Raw genomic sequence first — 18388 nt, forward strand, 5'->3', positions numbered from 1 at the left:
CGCGTCACTCCTCGACGGGTCGGCGTACGGCGCCCACCGCCCCGGCGACGACGGCCCCGAATCCGATCGCCATGAGCGGCATCCCCATCTCGAAGGGCAGTTCACCGACCCAGTCGATGCTGTCGCGCTCCGGCAGCGCGTCCAGGCTCACCGCGACCACGGCACCGGCGAGGAACATCCCGGCCACCGCCGCGCCGACCGCGAGCTTGGCGCACGCCACGCTCCGGCCGGCCCAGAGTCCGGCGAGGACGGCGATCGCCAGGGACACCACGACCAGCCAGGTCCAGCCGCCCTCGGCCTCCAGGTAGGTCCAGCCCGAGTACGACCACTGGTGGAGGCGGCTGGCGCGGAACCACGGGATCAGGTAGCCGAGCAGCGCGGTGGCGCTGCCGACCAGGAGCAGCAGGTCGGGGGCCGGGCGGTACCAGCGAGGGGAGTCGTCCATGCGTCCGGAAGGTAGCAGCCACCCTGATCCACTCGCACGGGTGGCGGTTCCGGGCCGCGCGCGGTCGCACGCGGCCCGGAGTGGTAGCACCAGCCGTTTATCGGCCCGTTGACGCCGGTGGAGAGGTAGGCGTCGGACACCCAGCTGCCGTCGCTGAGCCGGTCCCACAGCGCTGTGGTGCCGTACCGGCCGGTGTGCGAGGTGCCGTTGGCGGAGCAGGCGATGGTCACTGTGGCGCCGTCGGCGACCGACCCGAGGGCGCCGTACCCCGTTCCGGGACCGGACCGCCGGGTCAGCGTGCCGCCGCCGTTGGCGTCGACGACTCCCTGGTTGAGCCCGAGCGCGCCGTAGTTGTAGAGGGCGCCGCCCACGCCGGCGAAGGCGGACCCGTGCCGGGCGCCACCCTGGTACTCACCGGCGCCGTTGGCGATGTCCCACTTCCCGATGCCGTGACCGGCGATCGGGACGTAGGCCGAGTTCTGCCGCAGCCCGAAGTGCACGTGCCGGCCGGTGGCGGAGCCGCCGCAGGTGACGTCGGTGCCGGTGTAGCCGAGGTACGCGCCCTGCGCGACGGCGGCGCCGTTGACGGAGATGCTGCTCCACAGGTGGTAGTAGTCGGTCGAGTACCCCCGGTCGTGGATGACCCGGATCCACCCGGTGCACATCGTGTACGCGGTTCCGCCCCGCGCGGCTCGGACCACCTGGTCGCCGCCGGAGAGGTCGATCGAACTCCACGGCGCGCCGCCGCCCCAGCCGTGCGGCCCGCCGGTGAGCGTCCACGTCTGCCCGACCGCGAACGGCAGCGCCATTCCGGTCCGGAAGTCGCTCCCGGCGTACATCGGGGTGACGGGCGTGCGGAACACCGCCTTCTCGTCCTGGCTCACCAGCGGTGACGCGGCGGCCAGGTCACCGAACGCGGCCTCGCCGTCGAAGGCGACGGTCCAGCCCTTGGCGCCGGCCCGCGCGAGGAAGACCGACCCGGTGGGGTGCGCGTCGGCGGACCGGTCCGCCAGCAGCACTGCGGTGCCGAACGCCCACCCGCCGTTCGCCCGGGTGACGGTGACCCGGGTCCGCTGCGGCCCGGCGGTCCGGGCGGCGGCGTCGGCCTGGCCGAGGAGTTTGGCGGTCACCGCGTCGGTGACGGGTGCCGGTGCCGGGCGGGGTGCGGCCGAGGCCGGCGCCGGCGCCACGGTCCAGGCGCCGATCGCCGCCAGAGTGAAGGAGAGCACGAGCCGTCGCATGGGGCATCCTATCGACAAGCATCACTGAATGGCGAGGTTATCGAAGGGTGTGAAAATTGTCTACGACTCACGCGTGCTCCGATGAAGGATCTGTGCGCCGGGAGGGTGCCCGGAACGGATCGCGGACGAAGGCGGCGCACCAGCGGGTTGATCCGAGGCTGACCGGGTAGCTGAGCGGTATGCGAGTACCGACCCTGGTCAAGACCGCGGCGGCGGTGGCCGCGACCGCAGCCGCGGGTGCCGCCGTCACCTCGTCCGCCACCTCCTCGCGCTGGTACCGCGGCCTGCGCAAGCCCGCGTGGCAGCCGCCGTCCACCGCGTTCCCGCTCGTCTGGACCCCGCTGTACGGGCTGATCGCGGTTGCCGGCGCCCGGGCGCTGGACCGCTCCGAAGGGCCCGAGCGGGCCTCCTTCGCGCGTGGCTACGCGCTCAACCTGGCGCTCAACGCCGGCTGGTCGGCCCTGTTCTTCGGTGCCCGGAGACCGGCCGCCGCGCTGGCCGAGATCGCCGCGCTGAACCTGTCCAACCTGGCGCTGCTGCGCCGCGCGGCGCGCACCGACGGTCCGGCCGGAGCCGCACTGGCCCCGTACGTTGCGTGGACCCTCTTCGCCACCGCGCTGAACGGCGCCATCGTCCGTCTCAATCGCGGCAGGTGAGCCCGGTGCTCCCGCCGGGCTGGGCGAGGGCTGGGCGGAGCGTCCGTTTCCGCTGACCGTGCTCCGCCCGTTTCCATGGGGTGGGAACCCCGCGCATTTTCCATTTCGTCTCCCAGGTGCCCGTCACCCGCCTCGGCCTCGCCGAAATTGGCGGAAGTCGGCGATATCGGTTTCGGGCCGGTTCGCATGGCCGCGCATAATCATGGCGATATCGGTATCGTTCCGCCCTTGTAGTGACCAGTCCCTTCTGCGGGCTGTGGTGCGGTCTCGGAAAGAATCGCCGTTCCGGCACTTCGATGAAATAAGGGCCCGACCGCCTCAGGGCCCGTGACATTCGGCGGCGCTCCGCCGCTATAGTTCGACCATCCCCTATGGAGTGTGCCGGAAAGCGTCTGATCTGCGTGATGACACCTGGGCTGGGAAATGCGTCAACGGGCCCGTGCTTCGCCGGGCGGGAATCGCAGTTGGCGCGTATCGGGAAAGTCCGGGACGCGGCATTCGGCCAGGGCCGGCAGATGGTGTGTGAAGTGGTCGGCGAGCCGGGTGTCGGCAAGACCCGCCTGGTCCACGAGGCCCTGCGACGATGCGCCCCCGCCGTCGTCTGGGCCGTCGGGACGTGCGCACCGGACGAGCGGGGAGTTCCCTTCCACGTGTTCCGGCACGCCCTCACGAAGGGCCAGCCACCTCGGCGCGGGCTGCGGTCCGGGCGACCCGCGGAGAACTGGGCGGAGGCCGCCGCGCCGCCACCGGCACCGGAGCGGGCGTCGGACGTCAGGCGGTTCCGGACCTACCAGGCGGCCCGCCGGCTGATCGGGCTGGCTGCCCGGGACGGACTGGTGCTGGTCCTCGACGACCTGCACTGGGCGGACGCCTCCTCCGCCGGCCTGATCGCCCACCTGCTGCGGTATCCGGTGCCGGCGCCGCTGCTGCTCGTGCTCGTCTACCGCCCGAGGCAGACGGCGACCCCGATGCCGTTCGGCCCGCCGGAATCCGACGAGAACGCCGATCCGGAGCCGGCGTCCCACGACCGGATCGAACTCTTGCCGCTCAGCCTCGCCGAGGTCGCGCTCCTGCACCCCGACGCCGATCCGGCGGAACTGCGCGCCCGGTACGACCTGACCGGCGGCAACCCGGGTTACCTGGCGGCGCTTCCGGGCGGACCCGCTCCGGCCGGCACCGACCCGATCCGCGACGCGCAGAGCGCCCGGCTGCCCGACGCGGCGGTGGCCGCCCTGCGCCGCGAGTGGGCCGACCTGCCGCCCGTCGAGCTGGCCTGCCTGCGGGCCGGGGCGATCGTCGACGCGCCCTTCGCCCCGGAGCTGCTGGCCGAGGTGGCGCAGGTGCCGACGGCACAGGCGGTCGAGGCCGCTTGGCGGCTGGCCCGGCTCGACCTGATCCGCCGCGTACCCGGCACCGGACGGTTCGCCCTCCGGCACCCGGTGCTGCGGATGGCGGTCGCCCAGGACACCGACCCGGCGTGGCGGGTGGAGGCCTGCGCGCGGGCGCTCACCGCGCTCGTCGATCTCGGCGCGCCGCCGGTGGACCAGGCGCGCTACGCGGAACGCCTGCTCGCCCTGCCGAACGGCCGTTGGGCCGAACGCTGCGCCGACGTGCTCTCCCGGGCCGCACAGGAGATCCGGCGTGAGGCGCCGGATCTGGCCGTCCACTGGCTGCGGCAGGCGTTGCGGGCGCTGCGGCCGACGGCCGGTTCGACCCAGCGCCGCCGCGACGTGTCGCTCGCGCTGGCCCAGATCACCGGCGAGGCGGGCAACCTGGCCGAGAGCCGGGCCCTGCTCCAGGAGATCGTGCCGTTGTTCCCCGCCGACGAGGAGGGACGACGGGCCCGCGCGGTGGCGCTGTGGGCGCGGGTGGAACGCCTGCTCGGTAACTACGCGGAGGCGGCGGCGATCAGCCGGCGCGAGCTGGCCGCCCTGCCGGCCGGCACCGGGCCCACCGGCGGCTACCGGCTCGCCACCGAGATCGGTGTCGCCGGCATCCTGGCCGGCCGCCCCGTGACCGCGCTGCCCGACGCGCTCACCGCGGATCCGGGCGGCTCGGGCGTCGACCGGGCCGGCCTCCTGGCCGTACGCAGCCTGGCCGCCGTGCACGACGGCGCGCTCGACGAGGCGCGTGGGCTGCTCGACGCCGGAAGCCGCATCGTCGACTCGCTCCCAGACCGGGACCTGCGCGACCACCCCGACTGCCTCACCGCGCTCGGCCTGAGCGAGTCGTACCTCGAACGGCCGGCCGACGCGGTGCGGCACCTCGACCGTGGGCTGACGCTCGTCCGCGCCTCGCACCGCGACGACGGGCTCTGCCAGCTCCTGCTCGCGCGCAGCCAGGTGGCGTACCACGCGGGCCTGCTGGGCACGGCCATCGGACTGGCCACCGAGGCGGGCATCGTCGCCCGGCGCATCGGCAGCCACCACCTGCTGAGCTTCGCCCTGGCGTCCGAGGCGGAGGCGACGGCCTGGCGCGGCGACCCCCGGGACGACGACCGGGCGGTGGCGCTGGGCCGCAGCGCCGTCGGAATCGCCACCGACCCGGCCACCTGGTGCGGCCGTGCCGCGGCGACCGCCCTGGCGACTGCCGCGTTGCTGGCCGGTGACCCGGCGACCTGCGCCGAACTGGTGCACTCGGCCGGCGGTGACAGCCGGCTGAGCCGCCTCCAGCCCGCCGTCCGGCCGATGTGGCACGAACTGCTCTGCTCCGCCGCGCTCGCCGCGGGCGACGTGGCCGGCGCCGAACGGCAGGCGCGGCTGGCCATGGCCGAGGCGGAGCAGGTGGGCCTGCCCGGGCAGCGGGGCTTCGCCGAGTCGGCGTACGGCGAGGTGCTGCTCGCCCGCGGCGAGATCACGGCGGCGCAGCTCCACCTGGAGACCGCTGTCGACCTGTTCCGTTCCGGCGGCATGGCCCTGCGGCGCAGCCTGGCGCTGGCCTCCCTGGCCCGGGCGGCCGAAGCCGCGGAACAGCCCGGCCCGGCGGCGCGGGCCCGCCGCCGCGCGCTGGAACTGGCCGGATGGTGCGGAACGGAACGGGTCGGCCTGCGACTGGCCCGGCCGGTCGGCCCGCGCGCGGCTGCCGCCCTCACCGACCGGGAATGGCACATCGCGCGGCTGACCGCGACCGGAGTCACCAGCCGGCTGATCGGGCGGCAGCTCAACATCAGCCCGCGCACCGTGGAGGCGCACCTGACCCGGATCTACCGCAAGGCCGGCGTCACCTCCCGGTCAGGGCTGGTCGCCTGGGTCGCCCGGCTCGATGACACCGATCGGTGACCGCTGCCCGCGCGGGATGACGTCGTTCCGTGCAACGCCCACGGGCCGGGTAGCACGAGGCCGCGCCGCCACCGGCAGGGGCCGACCGCCGCTCACATACTCGACTGCACCGGGCGCGATTCCCGTGCACCGGTTGTGGATGGAGGACGAGATGCTGGGCAGAAGATCCGTCAGGGGCCCGCGTATCCTCGCCGTGCCGGCGATGCCGTTCGCCGCCGCCACAGTGGCGCTGCTCGTCCTGACCGGCTGTGGTGGTGAGCCGGTGGACGCGGCGACCCCGGCCCCCGACGACCCGGCCGCCTTCGGCCGGGACCGGGCCGCGCTGGTGCTCACCGCCTTCGACCAGGCAGACTCGGCCGCCTCGGTGGCCGGCGACGTCGAGACGCTGCGGACCCAGGAGGTCCCGCCCTCGCTCGACCTCAGCATCGCAGCGGTCCGCCGGGCCGCCTACAACCAGCAGACGCAACCGTCGTTCCAGCACATCAACCCGGCGTTCGCGGTGCCGCCCGGCGACCCGTCCTGCTTCCTCGTCACCGCCACCCTCAAGCTGGCCGGCTCGGAACTGGCGCCCACCGACGTCAGCCAGTTCGTGCTCGGCGCGGACGGCCAGTGGAAGCTCAGCCACAACGTCCAGGTCACCCAGTCCGCGCTGGTGGCCGCCCGGAGCATCGACGGGCGGGCGGCCACGGCGGGCGGCGCCGCCCTGGACGAGACCAGCCGGCGGGCCCTCGCCGCCGAGGTCTTCGCGCGCAGCATCGGGTCGACCACCGGCAACCGGTCCCTGCTCGCGTCGAGCCCGCTGCTCGACGGTCAGTTCGCCGGCGGCTGGGAGGTCTACGGGCAGCAACTCGCCGGTGCCGGTGCGGGGGTCCGGCGGACCCTGGACCGGGCGAAGTGGTCGGACTGCGCGGTCACCACGCCGGCCGGCACGCTGACCTTCCTGACGATCCACGCCGCCGACACGCTGAGCCCGGCGCCCGGCGGCCCGGCCACCGTCCAGATGGTCCCGCAGAGCCCGGACCTGATCGCCACCGGCCACCGTACGGCGGTGCGCGGCAAGTCGATCCGGGTCACCCGGGTGGAGACCTTCCTGCTGCTCGTACCGGCGCAGGCCACCGGCACCTCGGTGCTGGGACTCAACGACACCGCGCTGACAGTCACCGCCGGCTGACCGGGCACCGTCCCGCCGACGGCTGAAACCGGTGGCATCACGCGGGATCGGACGCTCCGAACGCGACGATGGCAGCAACCGTGATCGCCGGCGGGGCCGGCGGTGCCGCGCTCCGGCCACCAGGCTCGGGAGGAACCATGTGGCGTCCGCGCTTCCGATCGGACTACCTGCCGGTGCGACTGCCCGACGGCCCGCTCGTGGTGCTGGGCGAGACCCGAAGCCTGCTGGTCGACGATCCGGTCGCCGCGGACCTGGCCGGCCAGCTCGACGGCGCCGCGCCGCTGGCCGACGTGGTGGCCCGGCTCGCCACCCGGCACCCGGTCGCCGCCGTCGCCGCCGCCCTCGCCCGGCTGCGCGACCACGGCCTGCTGGCGTCCGGCCCGGCGCACACCTCGCCGGCCGAGGCCGCCGGCTGGGACGCCCGGGGGGTCCCGCCCGAGGCGGGGCGGCGGTGGATGGCCGGCGGCCAGGTCACCGTCGTGGACCTCGGGGCGCCGCGGGTGGCCGAGACGGCCGACGCGCTGCGTGCCCTCGGGCTCGCCGTGACGGTGGCCGGGCCCGAATCGGCCGACCTCGGCGATGACGACGCCCAGGTGCTGGTGCTGCCGTCGTCGATGCTCGACCCCCGGCTCGCGCCGATGAACGACCGTCACCTGGCCGCCGGCCGCGCGTGGACACTGGCCCGGCCGCACGGAAACGTGATCTTCCTCGGCCCGCACCTGGTGCCGGGCCGTACCGGCTGCTGGGCCTGCCTGAGGCAACGCTGGCAGGAGAACGAGCAGGTGAACGCCTTCCTCGGCGCCCAGGACCCGGCCGGCCCGCTGCCGCAGCCCGGACGGGCGGTCCTGCCCGGACTCGCCACCACGGCCGCCGGCCTGCTCGCCGCCGAACTCGCCGTGCTCGCCGTGCTCGGCACGTCGCCCCGCCTCACCGGCCGGATGGTCGCCCTGGACACCCGGGACCTCAGCACGGAGAGCCACCGGCTGGTGCGCCAACCACAGTGCCCCGCGTGCGGCGACCCGGACCTCGTCCGCAAGGCCGAACCGCGCATCGACCTGCCGCCGAGCGGCGCCCAGCCCAGCCGGTCCGGGGAGTCCCGCACCCGGGACGCCGCCGAGACGTACGCGGCACTCGTGCACCACGTCAGCAGGTACCTGGGCGTGGTGAGCCGGCTGACCCCGCTGGAGGCCACCGACAACGGCGTCACCCACACCTACTCCGCCGGGCACAACTTCGCCCAGCCCAGCCGGCTCGACGGCCTGCGCCGCAACCTGCGTGGGCAGAGCGGTGGCAAGGGCCGGACCGACCTCCAGGCCCGGATGAGCGCGATCGGGGAGGCGGTCGAGCGCTACTGCGGGGTGTGGCGCGGCGACCGTCCGGTGCACCGGGCGGCCTACCGGCAGCTCGGTCCGGACCGCGCGGTGCACCTGCGGGAGCTGCTGCTGTTCTCGCAGCGGCAGTACGCCGACCGGAACCGGCTCAACCGCGACCTCGGCCACCTGCACCGGGTTCCCCGCCCGTTGCCCGACGACGTGGAGCTGGACTGGACCACCGGCTGGTCGCTGACCCGGCGGCAGCCGCGCGAGCTGCCCGCCGCGTACTGCTGGTACGGCCATCCGGAGCTGACCGGGCTGGGCGTGTGCTCGGCCGACTCGAACGGCTGCGCGGCCGGCGGCAACCTGTCCGAGGCGATCGTGCAGGGCTTCTGCGAACTCGTGGAGCGGGACAGCGTGGCCCTGTGGTGGTACCACAGGTCCCGGATGCCCGGGGTGGACCTCGCCTCGTTCGCCGACCCGTGGGCGGTGGCCTGCGCCGACCACCACGCCCGAGTCCTCAACCGGGAGCTGTGGGCCCTCGACCTGACCGCCGACCTCGGCATACCGGTGTTCGCCGCGGTGTCCCGGCGGGTCGACGGCGGGCCGGAGGACGTCCTGGTGGGCTTCGGCGCGCACCTGGACGCGCGGGTCGCGCTGACCCGCGCGCTCACCGAGGTGAACCAGTTCCTGCCCGCCGTCGGCGGGCCCGGCTCCGGCCCCAACCGGTACGGCGTCGGCGACCCGGACACCACGCGCTGGTTCGGCACCGTACGGGTCGCCGACCAGCCCTGGCTGTCCCCGGATCCGGCCAGACCGTCGCGCACCCTCGCCGACCATCCGGCGCTGACCACCGGCGACGTGGGCGACGACGTGCGCCGGTGCGTACGCCGGGCGGAGCGGGCCGGCCTGGAGGTGATCGTCGTCGACCAGTCCCGTCCGGACGTGGAGCTGGCGGTGGTGAAGGTCGTGGTGCCCGGCATGCGGCACTTCTGGCGCCGGCTCGGCCCGGGACGGCTGTGGGACGTGCCGGGCCGACTGGGCCGGACCCCGCTGGCCGCCGACGAGACGTCGGCCAATCCGCTGAACGTGTTCTTCTGACCGGCGCTCCCGGCCCGCCGGGAACGTGGAAGGGATGTGGGGATGAGCACCGTGGCGGACCCGACCGGCCGGTGGCCGTCGTGACCGGCGCCGCCGGCCCGCCGGTGCAGGAGTCGTACCGGCTGCGCCGGGACGCCGAGCTGCGGCTCGGTGAGGACGGCTCGCTGGTGCTGCGGCAGACCCGCTTCCGGCTCACCCTGGAGCGACCGGGCATGGGCCGGCGGGCGCTGCTGCTGCGGCTCGCCGCCGACTGGGTCGGCGACGTCGAGGTGGGACGGCTGATCAGCGGCCTGGAGGGGGAGAGCCGGGTGTTGCCGGCCCAGTTGCTGCTGCGCCGGCTGCTCGCCCACTGCTGGCTGGAACGCCGCGTCCAGGTCGACGACCGGCCGCTGCTCGACCTCGTACCCACCGGCCTGGGCCGGGGCAGCCTGCCGGAGAGCCGTCCGCACACCCCCGGGGTCCGCTACCGGCTCTCCCGCTTCGCCACCCTCCAGCACGAACGGGGAACGCTGGTGGCCGCGTCGTCGCTGAGCACCCTCACCGTCGGCTGCGCCGACGCCGCCCTCGGTGCGGTCCTGGCCGCCGCGGTGCCGGGCCTCGGACCCGACACGGTGGCCCGCACGCTCGGCGTGTCGCCGGAGGCCGCCGGCCGGGTGCTCGACGAGCTGGCCACCGCCCGGATCCTGGTCACCGACGCCGAGTACGAGGCGGAGCACGACGACGCGCCGCTGGCGTACTGGTCACCGGAGGAGCTGCGGCTGCACCACCGCTCCCGGGCCGGCCGGCACGCGCTGCCGGTGGGCGGCACCTACCGGATGCGGGAGCGCTTCGCGCCGCAGCCGTTGCGCCGCCCGTACGACGGGGACCGGGCGATCGAGCTGCCGCTGCCCGACCTGGCGACGATCGCCAAGGCGGAACCCGCGTTCAGCCAGGTCGTCGCGGAGCGGCGCACCGTACGCGAGCACGACGACACCGCGCCGCTGCCGCTGGACCGGCTGGCGGAGTTCCTGTACCGGACGCAGCACACCACTGTCGCCGGTGAGGCCGGCGGGCAGGAGGTGGGCCACCGGCCCTACCCCGGCGGCGGCGGGGTCTACGAGCTGGAGATCTATCCGCTGGTCGCGCGCTGCGCGGGGCTCGACCCCGGGCTCTACCACTACGACGCCGTCGGGCACCGGCTGGAACCGGTCGCCGGGTGGGGCGTGGCCGCCGACCGGCTGCTGGCGTACGCCCGGGCGGCCGGCGCCATGCCCCGGCCGCCGCAGACGGTCCTGGTGGTCACCGCGCGCGTGCAGCGGCTGATGTGGAAGTACGAAGGGATGAGCTACGCCATGATTCTCAAGGACGCTGGTGTGCTGACCCAGCAGATGTATCTCGTCGCCACCGCGATGGGACTGGCGCCGTGTGCTCTCGGCGCCGGGGACTCCCAGGCCTTCGCCGAGTTGTCCGGGCTCGACCCGCTCGTCGAACCGAGCGTGGCGGACTTCCTGCTCGGCTCCCGCCACCCCGCCGGCGCGGGAGGCCGGCGGTGAAGTTCCGGCGGCAGGCGCTGCGCCAGTTGGAGGCGCCCGAGCAGCTCGACCGGGCGGTCCGGCTGACCACCGTGCCGAACTGGCTGGCCACCGCCGCTCTGCTCATCGTCGTGGTCGCCGCCGGGGTCTGGTCGGTGCGTACGGTGGTGCCCCGGACCGTCGAGGCGGCCGGCGTGCTGATCCACTCCAACGGCATCTCCGCACTCGACGCGCTGGACAGCGGTCAGGTCACCAAGGTGTGGGCGTCACCGCACCAGCGGGTGACGAAGGGCACGCCCCTCTACAGCCTGCGGTCGATGGACGGCAAGGTGCGGGTGGAGAACGCGCCGGGTGACGCGTACGTGGTGGCCTGGCTGGTGTCCGAGGGCGAGATCGTCACCCCCGGCACGCACCTGGCCGACCTGGAGCGGCTGGACACCGCCGGGGACGCGTTGCAGGCGGTCGTCTACGCCCCGGCCGTCGCCGCGCCGCTGCTGCAACCGGGCGTACCGGTCGAGGTGGCCGCCGCGGCGGCGCCGCGCAACGTGTTCGGCACCCTGGCCGGGCGGGTGACCACCATCGGCGCCTTCCCGGAGACGGAGGCCTCGCTGCGCGCCTTCCTGGGCACCGGGCCGGACGTCCGGCGGCTGCTCGCCCGGGGCAGCGTGGTGCGGGTGACCGTCACCCTGGAACCCGACCCGGCCGCGCCGGGTGGCCTGCGCTGGACCAAGTCCCCGCCACCGTTCCAGCTCAACTCGGCCAGCGAGGTCACCGCCTGGTTCACAGTGGACCGGGAGCACCCGATCGACTGGTTGCTGGGCCGATGACCGCGCCGACGACAGCCGCCACCGCGACGCCGGAGATTCCCCGGATCCGCCGCCGACGGGTGCGTACGCCCACCCTGATCCAGATGGAGGCGGTGGAGTGCGGCGCCGCCGCGCTGGGGATCCTGCTCGCCCACCACGGCCGGCACGTACCCCTGGAGGAGCTGCGCCGGGTGTGCGGGGTGAGCCGGGACGGCTCCACGGCGGCCACCGTGCTCCGGGGCGCCCGCAAGTACGGCATGGTGGCCAAGGGTTTCCAGATGGACCTGGCCGGCCTGGCCACCGTCGCGCTGCCGGCGGTGCTGTTCTGGCGGTTCGAGCACTTCGTGGTGCTGGAGGGGCTCGGCCGCAAGGTCTACATAAACGACCCGGCCACCGGGCCGCGCGCGGTGAGCTGGGAGGAGTTCGACGGCGCCTTCACCGGCGTCGCGCTCACCATGGAGCCCGGCCCGGAGTTCCGGCCGGGCGGCACCCGATACCGGCTGCTGCGGGCGCTGGCGCAGCGGTGGCGCGGCCCGGGTTCGGCGATCGCGCAGATGCTGCTGCTCGGCCTGCTGATCGCCGTGGTCGGCTTGACCATCCCGGTGATGGCGAAGGTCTTCGTCGACCGGGTGCTGTTGCAGGAGGACCGGGCCGCGTTCGCCGGGCTGGTGGCGGCGGTGGCGGTGGCGACGGTGCTGACCTTCCTGGCCAGCCTGCTCCAGCAGCGCCTGACCGTACGCGCCGAGACGGCGCTCGCCCTGAGCAGCGCCGCCCGGTTCTTCCGGCATCTGCTGCGGCTGCCGCCGGCCTTCTTCGACCAGCGGCAGGCCGCCGACCTCGGCCAACGGGTCCGGGGCAACGAGGTGGTCGCCGAGGTGCTCACCCGCCGGGCGGCCACCACAGTCGTGGACACCGGACTGGTGCTGGCGTACGGGGCGCTGCTCTGCCAGTACGACCTGCTGCTCGGTCTGTGCGCGGCGGTCCTCGCCGGGCTGAACGTCAGCGTGCTGCGTTACGTCGCCTCGACCCGGTCGACTGCCGTCGCGGGCCTCCAGGCGGACCGCAGCAAGATGGTGACCACCGTCTACACCACGCTTCAGATGATCGAGACGGTGAAGGCCGGCGGCGAGGAGGAACGCGCCGTGGCCCGGTTCGCGGCGCGGCACGCCACAGTCGCCTCCCGCCAGCAGCGGCTGGGGGTGCCGACGGCGGTGCTCTCCGTCCTGCCCGCGTTCCTCGCCTCGGGGACCACGGCGGTGCTGCTGGGGCTGGGCAGCCGGCAGGTGGTGGCGGAGGCGATGAGCGTCGGCGTCCTGGTCGGCATGCAGAGCCTGGCCGCCGCGATGAACCGGCCGTTGGGCAACCTGACCGCGCTGGGCTCGCGGCTTCAGGACATGAGCGCCGACCTCAACCGGCTGCGCGACGTGGAGCGGTACCCGCTGCCGCCGGCCGAGGACCGGCCCGCGCGGCGGTTGACCCCGATGGAGGGGCACCTGCGCATCGAGGAGGTCACCTTCGGCTACAACCCGCTGGGTCGCCCGCTGCTGGAGAACTTCAGTCTGGACCTGCCGCCGGGCGCCCGGGTGGCGCTCGTCGGGCGGTCCGGCAGCGGCAAGTCGACTGTGGGCCGGCTGGTCGCCGGGCTCTACCGCCCGTGGACCGGGCGGGTCACTGTGGACGGCCTGGAACGGACGGCCACCGACGACGGCCTGTGGGCGGCCACGGTGGCCATGGTGGACCAGGACCAGCGGCTGTTCGAGGGGACGATCCGCGACAACGTCACCATGTGGGACCTCACCGTCGCCGACGAGGACGTCGTCGCCGCGTTGACCGACGCCTGCCTATACGACGAGGTGGCGGCCCGCCCGGGCGGCCTGGCCGGTCCGGTACGGGAGAACGCCCGCAACTTCTCCGGCGGGCAGCGGCAGCGGCTGGAGATCGCCCGCGCGCTCGTCCGCAATCCCCGGGTCCTCGTGCTCGACGAGGCCACCAGCGCGCTGGACGCCGAGACCGAACGCCGGATCGATCTGCACCTGCGCCGCCGGGGGGCGACCTGCCTGATCGTGGCGCACCGACTGTCCACGGTCCGCGACTGCGACCTGATCGTCGTGCTGGACGGCGGCCGGGAGGTGGAGCGCGGCACCCACGAGCAACTGGTCGCCCGCGACGGCGCGTACGCGCGCCTGGTCCGGGACCACTGACCGCCACGACACGAGGAGACGCTGATGAGCGGCGCGGTGGAGGGTCCCGCGGCGGGTAGCCTGATCGGCTTCTGCGCCGAGGGCGTACGCGAGGTCTGCCGCCTGGACGACCCGGTGGCGGGCTGGCTGGTGACCGGCGGCGAGGCCGACCTGTTCGCGGTGCGCCGGACCGGGTTGAACCCGTCCCGTCGGCACCACGTCGCCCGGCTGCCCGCGGGCGGCCTGGTGCCGACGTCCACGGCGATCGGCGTGTGGCAGCTGATCCTGGTGCCGCTGCCCGGCACGGAACTGCGCGCGCTGCCCCGGCCACACCTGTCCCTCCTGGAGCGGCAGGTCCGGCCCGGCCTTCCGGCGGACGAGGAGGTCTCGCCGCGGGCGCGCGGCGCCGCCACGGAGTTGGTCGCGGCGGTGGACCTTGTGCTCGTCGCCGTCGCCGACGCGCTGCGGCGGGGGCAGGCGCCCCGGGAGGCGTCCACCCTGAGCGGGCACGAGATCGTGTCGCTGGCGCAGGGGAGCACCCTCGTCTCCACCGGCGGCGCCTGGTGGCTGCGTAGTGCCGGCGGGCAGTTGCGCCGCAACGACGGGGGCCCGGCGGAGGTGTCGGGGGAGCGCGAGCTGTTGCTGATCGCCGAGCGGGACTGGGTGGTGGCCGAGTCGCCGTGCGCGGTGGAGAGCCACGGCAGCTGGGACCTGCTGGTCACCGGCCAGCTCCGGTCGGCTGTCGACCAGCACGTGGTGCGGCTGCTGCGGCTGGTGGAGAGCCGGATCGAGGAGGCCGACGCGGCACTGCTGAACGGCGTGGAACGGCGTCGGCAGATCGACGCCGAGATCCTCGCCGCGGCGGCCCGCCGGTCACTCGGGGTGATCGGCGCGGGCGCTGCGCTTGCGGTCCCGGACCCGGAGGCCGGCTTCGACAGGTACGGGCGGGCGGCCTCGGTGCTCCGGGTGGTGACCGAGGGGATGGGCAGCCCGGTCAACGAGCCGGCGGACCGCGGCCGCGCGCCGCTGGACGACCGGGCGGCGGTGCGTGCGGTGTCCCGGGCGTCCAGCCTCTTCTTGCGCGAGGTGCGGCTTCCGGACCGGTGGTGGCGGCGGGACCTGGGGCCGCTGGTGGGGTGGCGGACCGGCGACGATCCGTCGGCCGCCGTCGCGGTGCCGTTGCTGTTCCGTCGCGGCCGCTACCACCACGTCGACCCGGAGACCCGCGCGTACGGGCCGATCGACGCGGCGGGGGCAGCGGCGCTGGCCGCCGAGGCGACCCAGGTGCAGGCGCCGCTGCCGCCGGTCGCCCGGATGCGTCACCTGCTGCGGGCCGGGCTCGTGGGCGCGGCCCGCGACGTGCGGGGGCTGCTGGTCGCCGCCGCCTGCGTGGCGGTGCTGGGCCTGGGCGTGCCGCTGGCCACCGGCGAGGTGCTCGGCCAGCTGGCCCGGCAGGGCGAGGTGGACGGGCTGTTCGGCTTCCTCGCGCTGATGCTCAGCGCCGCGGTGGTCGCGGGACTGGTCGGTGTGATGCAGAACCTGCGGTTGCTGCGGCTGGACGGCCGGTTGCAGTCCGGCACGCACATGGCGATCTGGGACCGGCTCATGCGACTGCCGGCCCGGTTCTTCACCGGTCGCAGCAGCGGTGAGATCGCCAACTCGATGCTGGGGATCTCGTTCGTCGGCGAGGCGCTGAGCGCGCTGCTGCCGCAGCTCGCGTCCGCGTCCGCGACCGTCGCGGTGACCCTCGGCATGCTCCTGGTGGTGGAGCCCGTGCTCGGGTTGTGGGGGGTGGGGATCGTCGTCGTCACGATGCTGACGTTCGGCGCCTTCGCCGTCCTGATCGCCCGCCGGCAGCACGCCGCGCTGCCGGCCGAGCACCGGGCGGCGGCGATGACGAACCAGTTACTCGGGGGCATCGTCAAGATCAAGATTGCCGCCGCCGAGTCCCGCGCCCACGCCCGCTGGTCGGAGGCGGCCGCGACTGCCCGGGCGGCGCTGCAACGGGTCCGGCAGAGCCAGGCGGGCCTCGTCGCCTTCGCCACCGCGCTGCCGGTCGCCGGTCAGCTCGTCCTGTTCGCCGTGCTGATGGGCCCGCTCTCCGGCCGGGTCTCGCCGACCGACTTCTTCGTCCTCAACGTCGGCTTCGCGATGCTGCTCGGCTCGCTGCTCGTGCTGGTGTCCGCCGGGGTCGAGGTGATCGCGGCGGTGCCCCGGCTGGGCGGCCTGCGGGACATCCTGCGCGCCGAGCCCGAGGCCCGGCCCGACCGGGTGGACCCGGGCGAGTTGCGCGGCGAGGTCGCACTGCACCGGGTCACCTTCGCGTACCAGCCGGACGAGCCGCCGGTGCTCGTCGACATAGACCTGCACGTCCGCCCGGGCGAGTTCGTCGCGGTCGTGGGGCCGAGCGGCTGCGGGAAGTCGACGCTGCTGCGGCTGCTGCTCGGCTTCGAGCGCCAGCAGCAGGGCGCGGTGCTCTACGACGGCCAGGACCTCTCCGAACTCGACGTGCACGCGGTACGCCGGCAGTGCGGGGTGGTCCTGCAGGACGGCCAGCTCTTCGCCGGCTCGGTACGTGACAACATCTGCGGCGCCGGCAGCTTCCCGCTGGACCAGGTCTGGGAGGCGGCGCGGCTGGCCGGGCTCGCCGACGACCTGGAGGCGTTGCCGATGGGGATGAGCACGATGGTGCCGTTCGGCGGCGGGACGCTCTCCGTCGGGCAGCGCCAGCGGGTGCTGATCGCCCGCGCGCTGGCGCCCCGGCCCCGGATCCTCTTCTTCGACGAGGCGACGAGCGCGCTGGACAACCGGACCCAGGAGATGGTCACCAGGAGCACCGCGACCATGGCCGCGACCCGGGTGGTCATCGCACACCGGCTGTCCACGGTCCGTGCGGCGGACACCATCGTGGTGCTCGAAGCGGGGCGGATCGTCCAGCGGGGCACCTACGACGAGTTGATGGACCAGCCGAACGGGCTGTTCCACCGGCTGGCGCGGCGGCAGCTGGTGGACCAGCCGGGACGCGTCGACGCCGTGGCGGAGAGCCGGCAGCCCGACGGCCAGCCCGCGGCGGGCTGACCGCCCGGTCAGCCGTTGTCGATGACCGCGCCGTCCTCCAGGCACACGTCGGTGTCGAGGTGGTTCTCCAGCAGCTCCGCGATGTGCGCCTCGGCCTGGTTCTCCACGGCGAGCCGGAACGCCTCGGTGAGCACGCCGACCACCCCCTGGGTCAGCAGCAGGGTCTCCCGGTCGAGGTCGGCCCAGGACGACCGGTTGCCGTTGCGGGCCAGCTCCGGCGCGAGGGCCAGCAGTCTCGCGGTCACGGCGGCGACCAGGTCGCCGGCGACCGGCCGGAGGCTGTCCAGCACCTCGCTCAGGGTCTGCAACGCCGGCACCGTGCCGACCCGTACCCGATGCAGGTCCAGGGCGGCGCGTAGCGGGCGCGGCCGGGTGGTCCGGACGGTGCCGTCGGCGGCCCGTCCGATCACGCCGTGCCGGGTGAGCGAGTGGGCCAGCGCGGGACGCTCGGCGGCCAGTCGTTGCAGCATCGCGGTCAGCCCGTCGGGCGCCTCGTCGCCGGCCCGGACCCCGAGCATGGCCTCGATGGAGACCAGGTTGAAGCCCTGTCGTTGCAGGGCGAGGATCGCGTCCAGCCGGCGGACGTGGGAGTCGTCGTAGAGCGCGGCCCGGCCGTGCCGCACCGGCGGGGGCAGCAGCCGCCGGGCCTGGTGGGCGCGGATGTTGCGCGGCGACATCCCGACCTTGCGGGCGAGTTCCTCCACGCTGTACCCGGCCGGGCCGCCGGGCGTCGTCGTCACCTCGTCGATGGTCACGGTGGCCTCCGGCAGCGCTCGGTGACGGAACACGGCACCCCGCCGGACCGCTGTCACGGGGGCGAGCCGGCGATCGCAGCCTAGGTGCGGGCGACGCGCGGGTGACAGGCGAGGAATCACTACTTGTTCACACTGATGACAATCATTAGAATCGCCAATCCGTGGCACGCCGTTGATTCCCAATTACCCGGCTTTCGCCGCGCTGCGGCCCCGTCGCGGCCACATTCGATGAAATTCCCACTCGCCCGGCGGGGCGGCACGGTCCACGGGCCCACGATGAATCGGAAACCGGTGGCCCGGGCCTCCCGCGCTGCCTTCGCCGTCCCGGTGTCACCGCGGGGCGGCCGACCGTCGAAGGGAGCAGGGGTGTGACAAACGTCGATCGGGCGGTCTTCGTGGCCGCGTACAGCCGGCTGGTCGCCGACGTCTGGGCCGACCCGGCCAGGGAGCGGGCGCTGGACTCCGACCCGCGGGCGTTCCTCGCCGGCTACGGCCTTCATCTGCCGGAGGATGTGCAGGTCCGGGTGGTTCGCGACGTCGCCGACGCCGATCCGGACCTTGAGGTGCAGGTCGAGTCGTGGGAGCTGGCGGAGGTCACCGGCGCCTTCGTGCTGTTCGTGCCGTCGCTGCTGCCGGTGGCCGAGGCGGAGCTGGCCGAGGACGAACTGGACAGTGTCGTCGCCGGGCTGGACTCCAGTTGTGCCTGCTGCTGTCCGTGCTGCTGCACCTGACACCGATGTCTGCCGCCCGCCGGGCGGCACGGCAGATTCTGATGGCAGCCAGCGGAAATGCTTGATTGCCTCACCTCGATCTTCCTAGCGTTCTCGCCACAGCAATTAACCGCCCGGCCCGC

At 74.5% G+C, this 18388-nt stretch carries 12 protein-coding genes; 9 read left to right on the top strand and 3 right to left on the bottom strand.

Annotated elements, in window-relative coordinates; all coding sequences use genetic code 11:
- Positions 1-4: 4 nt before the first annotated feature.
- Both AB0D28_RS07655 and AB0D28_RS07660 read right to left on the bottom strand, forming a co-directional pair.
- Entirely contained in the window at positions 5-445 is a 441-nt protein-coding gene (locus tag AB0D28_RS07655) for a hypothetical protein (RefSeq protein WP_357383343.1), read from the bottom strand.
- Positions 361-1686 carry a peptidoglycan DD-metalloendopeptidase family protein gene (locus tag AB0D28_RS07660; RefSeq protein ID WP_357383345.1) on the bottom strand — a complete coding sequence of 442 codons (1326 nt, stop codon included), beginning with the start codon at positions 1684-1686 and terminating at the stop codon, positions 361-363. The genes AB0D28_RS07655 and AB0D28_RS07660 overlap by 85 nt, the downstream gene beginning before the upstream one ends.
- 179 nt (positions 1687-1865) lie before the next feature.
- Between AB0D28_RS07660 and AB0D28_RS07665 the strand changes: the two genes are divergently transcribed.
- From AB0D28_RS07665 to AB0D28_RS07700, 8 genes are all read left to right on the top strand, one after another.
- Positions 1866-2342, top strand: a complete 477-nt coding sequence (locus AB0D28_RS07665) for a TspO/MBR family protein (protein ID WP_357383347.1) — start codon at positions 1866-1868, stop codon at positions 2340-2342.
- Between the two features lie 404 nt (positions 2343-2746).
- Complete coding sequence (locus tag AB0D28_RS07670) at positions 2747-5620, top strand: AAA family ATPase (RefSeq protein ID WP_357383349.1); 2874 nt, start codon at positions 2747-2749, stop codon at positions 5618-5620.
- A 151-nt stretch (positions 5621-5771) separates the two neighbouring features.
- Positions 5772-6791, top strand: coding sequence for a hypothetical protein (locus AB0D28_RS07675; protein WP_357383351.1), 1020 nt, complete (start codon positions 5772-5774; stop codon positions 6789-6791).
- A gap of 137 nt (positions 6792-6928) precedes the next feature.
- The gene (locus tag AB0D28_RS07680) at positions 6929-9205 is read left to right on the top strand and encodes a TOMM precursor leader peptide-binding protein (RefSeq protein ID WP_357383353.1); all 2277 of its coding nucleotides are present in this window, start codon (positions 6929-6931) and stop codon (positions 9203-9205) included.
- Between the two features lie 80 nt (positions 9206-9285).
- Positions 9286-10737, top strand: a complete 1452-nt coding sequence (locus AB0D28_RS07685; RefSeq protein WP_357383355.1) for a SagB family peptide dehydrogenase — start codon at positions 9286-9288, stop codon at positions 10735-10737.
- Positions 10734-11543, top strand: coding sequence for an HlyD family efflux transporter periplasmic adaptor subunit (locus tag AB0D28_RS07690; RefSeq protein ID WP_357383357.1), 810 nt, complete (start codon positions 10734-10736; stop codon positions 11541-11543). The genes AB0D28_RS07685 and AB0D28_RS07690 overlap by 4 nt, the downstream gene beginning before the upstream one ends.
- Complete coding sequence (locus AB0D28_RS07695; RefSeq protein WP_357383359.1) at positions 11540-13723, top strand: NHLP family bacteriocin export ABC transporter peptidase/permease/ATPase subunit; 2184 nt, start codon at positions 11540-11542, stop codon at positions 13721-13723. Before AB0D28_RS07690 ends, AB0D28_RS07695 begins: the two co-directional genes overlap by 4 nt.
- Before the next feature lie 24 nt (positions 13724-13747).
- Positions 13748-16780: an ATP-binding cassette domain-containing protein gene (locus AB0D28_RS07700; protein WP_357383361.1), complete on the top strand. Its 3033-nt coding sequence runs from the start codon at positions 13748-13750 to the stop codon at positions 16778-16780.
- 8 nt (positions 16781-16788) lie between these two features.
- Here AB0D28_RS07700 and AB0D28_RS07705 read toward each other — a convergent pair whose 3' ends face one another.
- Positions 16789-17568, bottom strand: coding sequence for a MerR family transcriptional regulator (locus tag AB0D28_RS07705; RefSeq protein ID WP_357383363.1), 780 nt, complete (start codon positions 17566-17568; stop codon positions 16789-16791).
- Positions 17569-17903: 335 nt separating this feature from the next.
- Between AB0D28_RS07705 and AB0D28_RS07710 the strand changes: the two genes are divergently transcribed.
- Complete coding sequence (locus tag AB0D28_RS07710) at positions 17904-18266, top strand: hypothetical protein (protein ID WP_357383365.1); 363 nt, start codon at positions 17904-17906, stop codon at positions 18264-18266.
- Positions 18267-18388: the final 122 nt, after the last annotated feature.

Source organism: Micromonospora sp. NPDC048169 (assembly GCF_040652815.1).
GTDB lineage: Bacteria > Actinomycetota > Actinomycetes > Mycobacteriales > Micromonosporaceae > Micromonospora.